An 11,983-nucleotide genomic window follows, 5' to 3' on the forward strand; every position below is an offset into this window, starting at 1 on the left:
GACATGGCCGACGGGAAGGTGTACGTGATCGACCGAGTGGTCACCCGGCCGGGACGCGCCCGGGACTTCGTCGACGCCTACCTCGCCGAGTACGCGCCGGGCGCGCGCGAACGCGGCATGACGCTCGAGCACATGCTGGTCAGCCCGCCGATCTGGTTCGACGACGAATCGAACACGATCACCGTCACCTGGTCGCTCGACGACGTCGACGCCTGGTGGCGGATGACCTGGCGCGGCAGACCGGACCCCGGGCTGGGGCAGTGGTGGACGCAGGTGGACCAGCTGGTCGTCGAGCGCTCCCGCTCGATGGCCTCCGCGGCCGAGGACGTCGACGGGTTGTCCGATGTATAAGGTCACCAAGCTGATTCACTTCCGGGACGGCGCAGGCGACGAGGCCCGGGCGCGGCTGACCGAGGGTGTGCGGGAGGCCGCCGCGGATGTCGGCGCACACCGATTCCTGGTCGCCCCGACGCTCGAGGGCGCGCGCAACGGCGGCGACGTGATCGCGCATCTGCAGTTCGACGACGACCGGCAGTGGCGTGCGGTGGAATCGGTCGTCGGTGACGCGCTCGATCCCGCGGTCGTCGAGCACGTGGACGGTGTCGAGTACCGCGGGGAGGCCCCGGGCGCCACCGGATCGGCGGCCGTCGGCGGCGTGTATCGGACGCTGTTGCTGCGGGTGAGTCCCGACGCCTCGGCCGCCGTCGTCGACCGGTTCGAGGCAGACCTGCTGCGGATGCCGCGCTACGTTCCCACGATGCGCGCCTGGCAACTCGGCCGGGTGCTGCGTGCGGAGGGGGCCTCGCAGTGGACCCACGTGTGGGAACAGGAGTTCACGGAACTCGACGGGCTGACGGGGCAGTACCTTTCGCACCCCGTCCACTGGGCCCACGTCGACCGGTGGTTCGACCCGGAATGCCCGGAGATCATCGTTCGGGACCGGGTGTGCCACAGCTTCTGCGCGCTGGACGGATCGATCGTCTAGCGCGCAGGTCGGGCCGGTCAGCCGACCTGGATGGCTCCCGCCGGGGTGCCGGTGTCGACCAGGGCGCGGACGGTCGCCCGCACCATCGCGGGTGACCCGACCACGAGCACCTGGTGGTTCTTGTACGCGCCGTACGAGGTGACCACGTCGGCAAGCGTGCCCTGGATGAGGAAGTCGTCGCCGAATCCGACGTCGACGCGGGTGCGTTCGTGCCACTCGTCGGCCCGGTCGGGGTCGGTGACCTCCTCGACGACCGGGATGACCGTCAGCCAGTCCAACTGCTGATCGAGGATCCACAGCATGTCCGAGGCGTAGAGGTCGCGGGGGGTGCGACCGCCGACGAACAGGTACACCCGCGGCGGGTCCTGCCGCTGCGCGAGGGCGAGTACCAGCGCGCGCAGCGGCGCCAACCCCGTTCCGCCCGCGATCATCACCACCTCGCGGGCAGCCGGATCGACCGACAGGCGCCCGGTCGGGGCGTCGATCTGCCATCGGTCGCCGACGGCGGTGTCGGCGACGATCGCGCCGCTGATCCAGCCGGCGGGCACCGTGCGGACGTGGAATTCCAGCTTGCCGTCGAGGGACGGCGGCAGGGCCGGGGAGTACCTGCGACTGACGTGGGGATTCTGCGGCACGGTCACCGCGACGGACTGGCCGGCGGTGAACGGCACGAACTCGCCCTCGAGCCGGACCACGGCCAGGTCCTGGCGCAGCCGATGGTGCTGGACCACGGTCGCGGTCCACAGGTCCTGCTGCTGGTCGTCCTCGGTCTGCATGAGAGCAGAGCCTAGTCGGGAAATGGAGTCTGGCTGCGCGAACGAAATTGCCACTAGAACATGTGTCAGTTTTCGATCTAGTGTGTGAGGCAGCCCACGCGAGGCCCACGGCCTTGATCGAATTGAGAGCGGAGAACACATGACCACGGACGAGCTCGCCGACCTGCACCGCCCGCAGTTCCTGGCGGACCTGCTGATCACCGCGCTCGACCGCAACGCCGACCGCCCCGCGCTCTATCTCGGCGACGTCGTGCTCACCGGCGGCCAGATGCGCGACCAGATCAGCAGCTTCCTGCAGGCGCTCGCCTCGCAGGGCATCGGCAAGGGGTCGACGGTGGCGATGCTGTCGAAGAACCGGCCCGAGGTGCTCATCAGCGTCGGCTCGCAGATGATCCTCGGCTGCCGCAACACGGCACTCGCGCCGATGGGGTCGGTCGACGACCACTCGTACATCCTCGGCGACGCCGAGATCGAGACGCTGATCTTCGACCCGACCGCCTTCGAGGCGCGCGCCGCCGAGCTCAAGGCCGCCGTCCCGACGCTGAAGAACTTCTTCTCCCTCGGCCCGTCCGAGGTCGGCATCGACATCCTCGCCCTGGCAGAGGGATTCGAGCCCGCACGGCTGGTCGCGGCCGACGTCGACGGCGACGACGCGTCGAGCATGGTCTACACCGGCGGCACCACCGGCAAGCCGAAGGGGGTCGTGAACACCTTCGCGTCCGGGGTCACGCTGCCGCAGATCCAGGCGGCGGAGTGGCAGTTCCCCGACGAGATGCGCTTCCTCGCCTGCACGCCGCTCTCGCACGCCGGCATGGCGTTCTTCGTGCCGACCCTGCTGCGTGGCGGTTCCCTGGTGGTGCTCCCGGCATTCGAGCCGGCGGCGGTGCTCGAGGCGATCGAGAAGTACAAGATCACCTCCACCATGCTGGTGCCGACGATGATCTACATGCTGCTCGACCACCCCGACCTCGCGACCCGCGACGTGTCGAGCCTCGAGACGCTGTTCTACGGCGCCGCCGCGATGTCGCCGACGCGACTGGCGGAGGGCATCGACAGGCTCGGCCCGATCTTCTTCCAGTACTTCGGCCAGTCCGAGTGCGGCATGACGATTTCGGTGCTGCGCAAGGAGGAGCACGACCCGAAGGACCTGGAGCGGCTCGCGTCGTGCGGGCGTCCGGTGCCGTGGCTCAACGTCAAGCTCCTCGACGACGACCTGAACGAGGTTCCCCGCGGCGAGCTCGGCGAGATCTGCGTGCGCGGCCCGCTGGTGATGAAGGAGTACTGGAACAAGCCGGAGGAGACGGCGGAGGCGCTGCGCGGCGGCTGGCTGCACACCGGCGACATCGCCCGGGCGGACAAGGACGGCTTCCTGTTCATCGTCGACCGCAAGAAGGACATGATCGTCACCGGCGGGTTCAACGTCTTCCCGCGGGAGATCGAGGACGTCATCTCCGCGCACCCGGCAGTCGCGTCGGTCGCGGTGGTCGGGGTGCCCGACGAGAAGTGGGGCGAGGCCGTCAAGGCCTGCGTCGTGCTGCGCGACGGGCAGACCGTCGAGGCGGCGGACCTGTCCGCGTTGGTCAAGGAGGCCAAGGGCGCCGTGCACGCGCCGAAGACCGTCGACTTCGTCGACACCCTGCCGCTGACCCCGCTCGGCAAGCTGGACAAGAAGGCCCTGCGGGCGCGGTACTGGGAGGGTGCCGCGCGCTCGGTGTAGCTGCTCCGCGACCGTGCGCGGTCCCCGCACCCGGAGACCGCGCACGAGCCGGACGCGCCGGGAGCCGGGCCGCCGAACCCGATCAGTGCCGACGAGCAAGGCCCGCAACCGCCTGGACGGGGTGCGGGCCTTGCTCGTCGAGCACGTACGGGTCAGCCGCGCGCAGCCGCCAAGGTGTCGTTGAACGTCGCGCTCGGGCGCATGACCGCGGTGGTCAGGTCGGCGTCCGGCGCGTAGTAGCCGCCGATGTCGACCGGGCTGCCCTGCGCGTCGTTGAGCTCACCGACGATCGCGTCCCGGTTCTTCGTGAGCGCTTCCGCGAGCGGAACGAAGTGCGCGCGCAGCTCCTCGTCCTCGGTCTGCGCGGCGAGCTCCTCGGCCCAGTACATGGCCAGGTAGAACTGGCTGCCGCGGTTGTCCAGCTCGCCGGTGGTGCGGGACGGGCCCTTGTCGTTCTCGAGCAACTTGCCGGTCGCGGCGTCGAGGGTCTTGGCCAGGACGGTCGCCTTCTTGTTGCCGGTCTTGTTGCCGAGGTCCTCGAGGCTGACGGCAAGTGCGAGGAACTCGCCGAGCGAGTCCCAGCGCAGGTGGTTCTCCTCCAGCAGCTGCTTGACGTGCTTGGGAGCGGAACCGCCGGCACCGGTCTCGTACAAGCCGCCACCGGCCATCAGCGGCACGATGGAGAGCATCTTCGCGCTCGTACCCAGTTCCAGGATCGGGAACAGGTCCGTGAGGTAGTCGCGCAGGATGTTGCCGGTGGCCGAGATGGTGTCGAGCCCGCGGATGAGCCGCTCCATCGTGTACCTGATCGCGCGCACCTGCGACATGATCTGGATGTCGAGGCCCTCGGTGTCGTGATCGGACAGGTACGTCTTCACCTTCGCGATCAGCTCGTTCTCGTGCGGACGGTAGGGGTCGAGCCAGAACACGACCGGCATGCCGGAGTTGCGGGCGCGGGTGACGGCGAGCTTCACCCAGTCACGGATGGGTTCGTCCTTGACGATGCACAGGCGCCAGATGTCGCCCTCCTCGACGTTCTGGGTGAGCAGAACCTCTCCGGTGGCGAGATCGGTGATGTTGGCGACGCCGGCCTCGGGGACCTCGAACGTCTTGTCGTGCGAGCCGTACTCCTCCGCCTTCTGCGCCATCAGGCCGACGTTCGGCACGGTGCCCATGGTGGTGGGGTCGAACGCGCCGTTGGTCTTGCAGAAGTTGATCATCTCCTGGTAGATCCGGAAGAACGTCGACTCGGGGCTCACCGCCTTGGTGTCCTTCTGCCGACCGTCGGCGCCGTACATCTTGCCGCCGGCGCGGATCATCGCGGGCATGGACGCGTCGACGATGACGTCGCTGGGGGAGTGGAAGTTCGAGATGCCGCGCGCCGAGTCCACCATCGCCAGCTCGGGCCGGTTCTCGTGGCACCTGTGCAGGTCGTCGACGATCTCCTCGCGCTTGGATGCGGGGAGCGACTCGATCTTCGCGTAGAGGTCGGAGAGCCCGTTGTTGACGTTCACGCCCAGCTCGTCGAACAGTTCGCCGTGCTTGGCGAACGCATCCTTGTAGAAGACCTTCACGGCGTGCCCGAAGACGATCGGGTGCGACACCCGCATCATCGTGGCCTTGACGTGCAGGGAGAACATCATGCCCGTCTTGCGGGCGTCCTCCATCTGCTCCTCGTAGAACTCGACGAGCGCCTTCTTGCTCATGAACATGCTGTCGATCACGTCGCCGTCGGTCAGTGACACCTTCGGCTTGAGGACGATGGTCTTGCCGCTGGTGGTCAGCAGCTCCATCTTGACGTCGCGGTCGCCGTCGACGGTCATCGACTTCTCGCCGTTGTAGAAGTCGCCGTGCCGCATGTGGGCGACGTGCGTGCGCGAGGCCGGCGACCATTCGCCCATGCTGTGCGGATGCTTGCGGGCGTACTCCTTGACCGCCCTGGGGGCGCGCCGGTCCGAGTTGCCCTCGCGAAGGACGGGGTTCACCGCGCTGCCCAGGCACTTGGTGTACCGGTCCTTGATCGCGGTTTCCTCGTCCGACTTCGGGTTCTCGGGGTAGTCCGGGATGCCGTAGCCGTGCGCTTGGAGTTCCTTGATGGCCGCGAGCAGCTGCGGGACCGAGGCACTGATGTTCGGCAGCTTGATGATGTTCGTGTCGGGCAGCTGCGTGAGCCGGCCCAGTTCGGCCAGGTTGTCCGGTACTCGTTGTGCTTCGGTCAGGTGGTCGCCGAACTCGGCGAGGATGCGGGCGGCGACGGAGATGTCGCAGGTCTCGACGTTGATCCCGGCTGCCTCGGCGAAGGTCTCGATCACTGGCAGGAAGGCATGCGTGGCGAGCATCGGCGCTTCATCGGTCAGCGTGTAGATGATGGTTGGTTGTTCCACGCTCATATTTTTTTCATTGCTCCGATATCGGCTAGGCGCGTTCTGTGTTCGCGTCTCATCTGAGCCACGGGGTGGTTGTAGTGGCACCTACCTCCTACCACGCCGCAGGTGTTGTCCGCGACGTTCTTCTCAGGCTCGGGGTTCGAGACCGGCCAAAGCTGGCCTGCGGAGTAGAAGGGAGTGGACCCGGTCTCATCATGTGGACGCTGCCGCAACGGGGCGTACTGGGCGGTCCGTTCGGTTCCGCGTAGCGGACTGGGTCGGGCCCACCGTGTGTGAGTCCCGACTCGCCGACACCGCGGCCTTCCCCGAGGATCCGGCGTAGCGTCGCGGCATGGCGACCTACCTGCTGCTCCACGGTGCCGGCTCGGACTCCTCGTACTGGCAGTTCGTGGCTCCGGGGCTGCGCGCGCTCGGGCACGAGGTCGTCGCACCGGACCTGCCGTGCGACGACGACGCGGCAGGCCTGGTCGACTACGCGGGCGTCGCGCTGGACGCCGTCGGCGATCGGGCGGACCTGATCCTCGTGGCGCAGTCGATGGCGGGTTTTCTTGTCCCGCTGGTGTGCGCGCGGGTTCCGGTTCGGCTGGTGGTCCTGGTGGCGGCGATGGTCCCGGCCGAGGGGGAGTCGCCGGGGGACTGGTGGTCGAACACCGGTCAGGTGGCGGCGCGTCGCGAGCTGGACGAACGGGAGGGCCGCGACCCCGATGCCGAGTTCGATCCGGTGACAACGTTTCTGCACGACCTGCCGCCGGACGTGCTGACCGCGGCGCTGGCGGACGGTGCGCGCAGGCAGTCCGACACCCCGTTCGAGCGGCGACTGCCGATGCCTGCCTGGCCGGACGTTCCGACCCGATTTCTGCTGTGCCGGGGCGACCGCTTCCTGCCCGCCGACTTCCAGCGTCGGATGGTGCGCGAGCGACTCGGCATCACACCCGACGAGATGGACGGTGGACACCTGCCCGCGCTGGCACGCCCGCAGGAGTTGGTGGAGCGGCTCGAGGTCTACCGGGCGGCCGTCGGCTGACCGGCGATCAGGCGTCGAGCCTGCCGAATCCGACCACGGCCGAGTCCGATGTCCAGTCCAGGTCGTGCACCCGGATCCGGCCGAACTCGTTGCCGCCCACTGTCGTGGCCGTGTTCCGGTCGACCGCCACGACGATATTGGTGTGCTGGCCCACCCAGCTGCTGTTGTCGTAGAGCACGACGTCGCCGACGACGGGACGGTAGCCCCCGCCCGCCTTCTCGAACCGCCCCTGCGAGGCGTAGTACTCCCGCAGCGTGTACACGCCGGGGATCCGCCAGTGCCCGGAGTTCGGGTTCGACAGCGGCAGATCGGCCTCCCGCATGATCCAGCTGACGAAGTCGGCGCACCACGGTTCCTCGGAGCCCTCGGAGTAGAAGGTGCCGGGGCGTTGAGCGCGATGCTCGGCGTCGAGGAGATCGACGATTCGTGCCTGCGGCCCTGACAGTTCGCTTCGGTTCACGGTCGGGAAGTCGGCGGTGTCCCAGGGCAGATACCTGCTCGGGGCCAGCCACAGCACGCCGGTCGCAACCACTGCCACCGCCGCCACCGCGGCCGTCACCCAGACGAGGGCACGGCGGCGACGGGGCTGCGGCGGCATGGTCACGACATCGAATGTAGCGGGCATCGGAACAGCCCGGTGGTGAGTGCTCGTGGGTCTCGGGGCGTCAGTCGGGGTCCGGTCCGTTGCTCGAGGCGGCCGGTAGTGGCTCCGCGGTGCGCCGCATGCGGAACGAGTTGAGCACACCGAGCAGACCCGCCAGAGCCGGGACGAGCAGCGCAACCTGCAGGGCGACGGGGCGCGCCTCGGTGTTGATCCGGAGGATCTCGTCACGGATGTGCGGGGGTTGGCCCGCGAGCAACGCGTCGAGCTCGGTATTGCTCATGACCTCCGCGTTGTCCTGGAGCACCTGCGCCACCTGCTGCTGTTCGGTGGGCGGAAGTACGGAACTCGACTGCGCCATCGACGTGAACGTGATCGACAGCGTCGCCAGCATGATGGCCCCGGCGAATGCCAGGCCGAACGACAGTCCGAACGACCCGGCCGCGGAGTTGGTGCCTGCGGCCTCGCTGACCCGCTCCTCCGAGATCGGCGCGAGCGTGTAGTTGTTCAGCTGCGACACCAGCAACCCCAGCCCCGAACCCGCGACGACCAGGGGAGCCAGCAACGCCCACCCGAATTCGGCCCGGGGGACGAGGGGGATCAGAGCCACGATCCCGACGGTGACCAGCCCGAAACCCCACAGGACGATGCTGCTCGGGCGTCGATCGCCGGCCTTCTTCCCCGCGAGAATCGCAACGACGAACATGCTCAGCGACAGGGGTGCGAGGGACAGGCCCGCCTGCATCGCGTTGTACTCGAGCACCATCTGCAGGTAGATCGGCAGCGCGATCATGGTGCCGCCCAGGGCGATCTGCTGGAGCGTCTGCTGGGAGACCCCCAGCCTGAAGACCTTGGATCGGAACAGGTCCGGGTCCAACAGTGTCGGCTCGCCGCGCCGCTTGCGTCGCACGAGCCAGTACGCCAGCCCGGCCAGGGCGACGGCGCCACCGACCAGGAGTGCGGCAACGGCTTCGCCCCCCTCCTGCCACACCAGGATTCCCAGCACGATGCCGCCCATGCCCACAACCGAGAGCGCCGCGCCCACCGCGTCGATTCCGCGAGGTCCCGTGTAGGGCACGTCGCGGACGAGGGAGATCCCGGAGAGCACGATCGCGATCACCACCACCTCGAGCAGGAACGCGATGCGCCACGACAGGTAGGTGGTGATGAAGCCTCCGAGCAGCGGCCCGACGGCAGCAGCGATGGCGGCGGCCGCCCCGATCAGGGCGTAGACCTTCTTCTGGGCGTCGCCCACGAAGTTCCCGTGCACGAGGGACTGCATCGCGGGCAACAGGAGTGAGGCGCCGATGCCACCCAACACCGCCCAGAAGACGATGATCGCGGTCAGGCTCTGTGCCAGCGTCATTGCCGCCGCGCCGGCGGCGTAGCCGAGCAGACCCAACACGTAGGCGCGCTTACGCCCGATGAGGTCGCCGACCTTGCTGCCGATCAGGATGAATGCCGCCGACACCAGCGCCTCGAGCGCAATCGCCGCCTGGACGCCGCTGACAGTCGTGTCGAGATCGCGAACCACCGACGAGATGGACACGTTCATCAGCGACGTGTCCACGACGAGCACGAACATCGCCATTGATAGGAGCAGCGCGAGCACGCGTTGAGAGCCCGCGAGTGATGCGGAACCGCCGGCACCCGGTCCTTCAGTCATGGCAGGCCACCTCGGCAGTCGCGAGTTCTCCGCACGGTGTTTCGGTATTCGCCGTTGCGGTCAGAAGATTATCGCGCGGCTGTGACCAGCGTCACCACATCTGTCCCAAACTTCTCAAACTTGAGCGGAACAGACTCAATCTTTCGGGCGTTGGGACAGATGACAACGCCGAGTGGCCATGCCTAGGCTCGGCAGTGACATCTCCCGTCGCTGCGCTTGCAGACGACGACCTATGTCTTCCGAAGGGGTGACCAGTGGACTCGTTCTCTCCGACCACCAAGACTCAGGCGGCCATGTCTGCCGCCCTGCAGTCCGCATCCGCCGCCGGCAACCCGGACATCCGTCCGGCGCACCTGCTCGCGGCGCTGCTCGACCAGACCGACGGCATCGCGGCGCCACTGCTCAAGGCCGTCGGCGTCGACCCGACCGTCGTGCACCGCGAGGCGCAGACGATGGTGGACCGTCTGCCGAAGGCCACCGGTGCCACCACCACGCCACAGTTGGGTCGTGAGGCGCTGGCAGCGCTGACCTCGGCGCAGCAGCTCGCCACCGAGCTCGACGACGAGTACATCTCCACCGAGCACGTGCTGGTCGGGCTCGCGTCGGGAGACTCCGACGTCGCGAAACTCCTTGTCGGGCACGGTGCCACGCCGCAGGCGCTGCGGGACGCGTTCACCGCGGTCCGGGGCAGCGCCCGGGTGACGAGTCCGGACCCGGAGGGGACGTACCAGGCGCTCGAGAAGTACAGCACCGACCTCACCGAGGCCGCCCGCGCTGGCAAGCTCGACCCGGTGATCGGCCGCGACACCGAGATCCGCCGCGTCGTACAGGTTCTCAGCCGCCGTACCAAGAACAACCCGGTCCTCATCGGCGAGCCCGGCGTCGGCAAGACCGCCATCGTCGAGGGGCTCGCCCAGCGCATCGTGGCGGGCGACGTCCCGGAGTCGTTGCGCGGCAAGACCGTCGTCTCCCTCGATCTGGGCTCGATGGTCGCAGGCGCGAAGTACCGCGGCGAGTTCGAGGAGCGGCTCAAGGCCGTCCTCGACGACATCAAGAACTCGGCCGGTCAGGTCATTACCTTCATCGACGAGCTGCACACCATCGTCGGCGCGGGCGCGACCGGCGAGTCGGCGATGGACGCGGGCAACATGATCAAGCCGATGCTGGCCCGCGGCGAACTGCGACTGGTCGGGGCGACCACCCTCGAGGAGTACCGCAAGTACATCGAGAAGGACGCGGCCCTCGAACGCCGGTTCCAGCAGGTACTGGTCGGTGAGCCGTCCGTCGAGGACACCGTCGGAATCCTGCGCGGGCTCAAGGAGCGCTACGAGGTGCACCACGGCGTGCGGATCACCGACTCCGCGCTCGTCGCGGCGGCGACGCTGTCCGACCGCTACATCACCTCGAGGTTCCTGCCGGACAAGGCTATCGACCTGGTGGACGAGGCTGCCTCTCGGCTGCGGATGGAGATCGATTCGCGCCCAGTCGAAATCGACGAGGTCGAGCGCACCGTCCGCAGGCTCGAGATCGAGGAGATGGCGCTGGCTAAGGAGACCGACGAGGCCTCCAAGGCGCGGCTCGAGAAGCTGCGCCAGGAACTCGCCGACGACCGGGAGAAGCTGAACCAGCTCAGCACGCGCTGGCAGAACGAGAAGTCGGCGATCGACTCCGTCCGCGAGATCAAGGAGCAGTTGGAATCGCTTCGCGGCGAATCGGATCGGGCCGAACGCGACGGGGACCTGGGCAAGGCCGCCGAGCTGCGGTACGGGCGGATCCCCGAGCTCGAGAAGCGCCTCGCCGCGGCGGTCGAGGCGTCCGGCGGAGCCAGTGACGGTGACGTGATGCTCAAGGAGGAGGTCGGGCCCGACGACGTCGCGGACGTGGTGTCGGCGTGGACCGGCATCCCGGCCGGCCGGATGATGGAGGGCGAGAGCGCCAAGCTGTTGCGGATGGAGTCCGAGCTCGGCAAGCGGGTGGTCGGGCAGTCCGAGGCCGTGCGGGCCGTCTCCGACGCGGTGCGCCGGGCCCGTGCGGGCGTGGCGGATCCGAACCGGCCGACCGGCTCGTTCCTGTTCCTCGGACCGACCGGCGTCGGCAAGACGGAGCTCGCGAAGGCGTTGGCGGACTTCCTGTTCGACGATGAACGGGCAATGGTCCGGATCGACATGTCCGAGTACGGCGAGAAGCACTCGGTGGCCCGGCTCGTCGGTGCGCCTCCCGGCTACGTCGGCTACGAGGCCGGCGGGCAGCTCACCGAGGCGGTGCGCAGGCGTCCGTACACGGTGGTGCTGTTCGACGAGGTGGAGAAGGCGCACCCCGACGTGTTCGACATCCTGCTGGCCGTCCTCGACGAGGGGCGACTGACCGACGGTCAGGGCCGGACGGTGGACTTCCGCAACACCATCCTGATCCTGACCTCCAACCTCGGTGCGGGCGGCACCAAGGAGCAGGTGATGGAGGCGGTGCGGCACGCGTTCAAGCCGGAGTTCATCAACCGGCTCGACGACGTGGTGATCTTCGATCCGCTCTCCGAGGAGCAGCTCGAATCCATCGTCGACATCCAGCTCGGGCAGCTGGCCAAGCGGCTCGCCGCGCGGCGCCTGACCCTGGAGGTCTCGCAGCCGGCGAAGGCGTGGCTGGCCAAGCGTGGCTACGACCCGTTGTACGGGGCGCGCCCGCTGCGCAGGCTGGTGCAGCAGGCGATCGGTGACCAGCTGGCAAAGCTGTTGCTGGCCGGTGAGATTCACGACGGCGACACGGTGCCGGTGAACGTCTCCGTCGACGGCGAAGGATTGGTGCTCGGATAGCGCAACGGCTGGTTCGTCAC

9 protein-coding genes are annotated in these 11,983 nt (G+C 68.3%); 5 read left to right on the forward strand and 4 right to left on the reverse strand.

What is annotated here, in order from left to right; all coding sequences use genetic code 11:
- Positions 1–3: 3 nt before the first annotated feature.
- The gene (locus ACFXGJ_RS14340) at positions 4–351 is read left to right on the forward strand and encodes a hypothetical protein (protein ID WP_378620788.1); all 348 of its coding nucleotides are present in this window, start codon (positions 4–6) and stop codon (positions 349–351) included.
- A complete protein-coding gene (locus tag ACFXGJ_RS14345; protein WP_378620791.1) occupies positions 344–985 on the forward strand; it encodes a Dabb family protein in 642 nt (213 codons plus the stop codon). The genes ACFXGJ_RS14340 and ACFXGJ_RS14345 overlap by 8 nt, the downstream gene beginning before the upstream one ends.
- A gap of 17 nt (positions 986–1,002) precedes the next feature.
- Here ACFXGJ_RS14345 and ACFXGJ_RS14350 read toward each other — a convergent pair whose 3' ends face one another.
- Entirely contained in the window at positions 1,003–1,761 is a 759-nt protein-coding gene (locus ACFXGJ_RS14350; RefSeq protein WP_378620794.1) for an FAD-binding oxidoreductase, read from the reverse strand.
- A gap of 139 nt (positions 1,762–1,900) precedes the next feature.
- Here ACFXGJ_RS14350 and ACFXGJ_RS14355 point away from each other — a divergent pair, with 139 nt between their 5' ends.
- Positions 1,901–3,478, forward strand: coding sequence for an AMP-binding protein (locus tag ACFXGJ_RS14355; protein ID WP_378620796.1), 1,578 nt, complete (start codon positions 1,901–1,903; stop codon positions 3,476–3,478).
- Positions 3,479–3,630: 152 nt separating this feature from the next.
- Here the strand turns inward: ACFXGJ_RS14355 and ACFXGJ_RS14360 are convergent, their stop codons facing one another.
- A complete protein-coding gene (locus ACFXGJ_RS14360) occupies positions 3,631–5,868 on the reverse strand; it encodes an NADP-dependent isocitrate dehydrogenase (RefSeq protein ID WP_378620799.1) in 2,238 nt (745 codons plus the stop codon).
- Positions 5,869–6,196: 328 nt separating this feature from the next.
- Here ACFXGJ_RS14360 and ACFXGJ_RS14365 point away from each other — a divergent pair, with 328 nt between their 5' ends.
- Complete coding sequence (locus ACFXGJ_RS14365; protein WP_378620801.1) at positions 6,197–6,889, forward strand: alpha/beta hydrolase; 693 nt, start codon at positions 6,197–6,199, stop codon at positions 6,887–6,889.
- A gap of 7 nt (positions 6,890–6,896) precedes the next feature.
- Here the strand turns inward: ACFXGJ_RS14365 and ACFXGJ_RS14370 are convergent, their stop codons facing one another.
- Together ACFXGJ_RS14370 and ACFXGJ_RS14375 are read right to left on the reverse strand one after the other, a co-directional pair.
- Positions 6,897–7,487 carry a CHAP domain-containing protein gene (locus ACFXGJ_RS14370; protein WP_378620813.1) on the reverse strand — a complete coding sequence of 197 codons (591 nt, stop codon included), beginning with the start codon at positions 7,485–7,487 and terminating at the stop codon, positions 6,897–6,899.
- Between the two features lie 67 nt (positions 7,488–7,554).
- On the reverse strand, positions 7,555–9,156 hold the full coding sequence (locus tag ACFXGJ_RS14375) for an MFS transporter (protein WP_378620804.1): 1,602 nt from the start codon (positions 9,154–9,156) through the stop codon (positions 7,555–7,557).
- A 254-nt stretch (positions 9,157–9,410) separates the two neighbouring features.
- Between ACFXGJ_RS14375 and clpB the strand changes: the two genes are divergently transcribed.
- Positions 9,411–11,963 carry an ATP-dependent chaperone ClpB gene (gene clpB / locus ACFXGJ_RS14380; protein WP_378620806.1) on the forward strand — a complete coding sequence of 851 codons (2,553 nt, stop codon included), beginning with the start codon at positions 9,411–9,413 and terminating at the stop codon, positions 11,961–11,963.
- Positions 11,964–11,983: the final 20 nt, after the last annotated feature.

The sequence above is a fragment of the Rhodococcus sp. NPDC059234 genome, assembly GCF_042754225.1.
In the GTDB taxonomy this organism is placed as follows: Bacteria; Actinomycetota; Actinomycetes; order Mycobacteriales; family Mycobacteriaceae; genus Rhodococcus_G.

What these genes read in the sequence shown, in the direction of transcription:
- ACFXGJ_RS14375 (WP_378620804.1), bottom strand. Translation starts at nt 9,156, where the DNA reads ATGACTGAAGGACCGGGTGCCGGCGGTTCCGCATCACTCGCGGGCTCT.
- ACFXGJ_RS14365 (WP_378620801.1), top strand. Translation starts at nt 6,197, where the DNA reads ATGGCGACCTACCTGCTGCTCCACGGTGCCGGCTCGGACTCCTCGTAC.
- ACFXGJ_RS14350 (WP_378620794.1), bottom strand. Translation starts at nt 1,761, where the DNA reads ATGCAGACCGAGGACGACCAGCAGCAGGACCTGTGGACCGCGACCGTG.
- ACFXGJ_RS14355 (WP_378620796.1), top strand. Translation starts at nt 1,901, where the DNA reads ATGACCACGGACGAGCTCGCCGACCTGCACCGCCCGCAGTTCCTGGCG.
- ACFXGJ_RS14360 (WP_378620799.1), bottom strand. Translation starts at nt 5,868, where the DNA reads ATGAGCGTGGAACAACCAACCATCATCTACACGCTGACCGATGAAGCG.
- ACFXGJ_RS14345 (WP_378620791.1), top strand. Translation starts at nt 344, where the DNA reads ATGTATAAGGTCACCAAGCTGATTCACTTCCGGGACGGCGCAGGCGAC.
- ACFXGJ_RS14340 (WP_378620788.1), top strand. Translation starts at nt 4, where the DNA reads ATGGCCGACGGGAAGGTGTACGTGATCGACCGAGTGGTCACCCGGCCG.
- ACFXGJ_RS14370 (WP_378620813.1), bottom strand. Translation starts at nt 7,487, where the DNA reads ATGCCGCCGCAGCCCCGTCGCCGCCGTGCCCTCGTCTGGGTGACGGCC.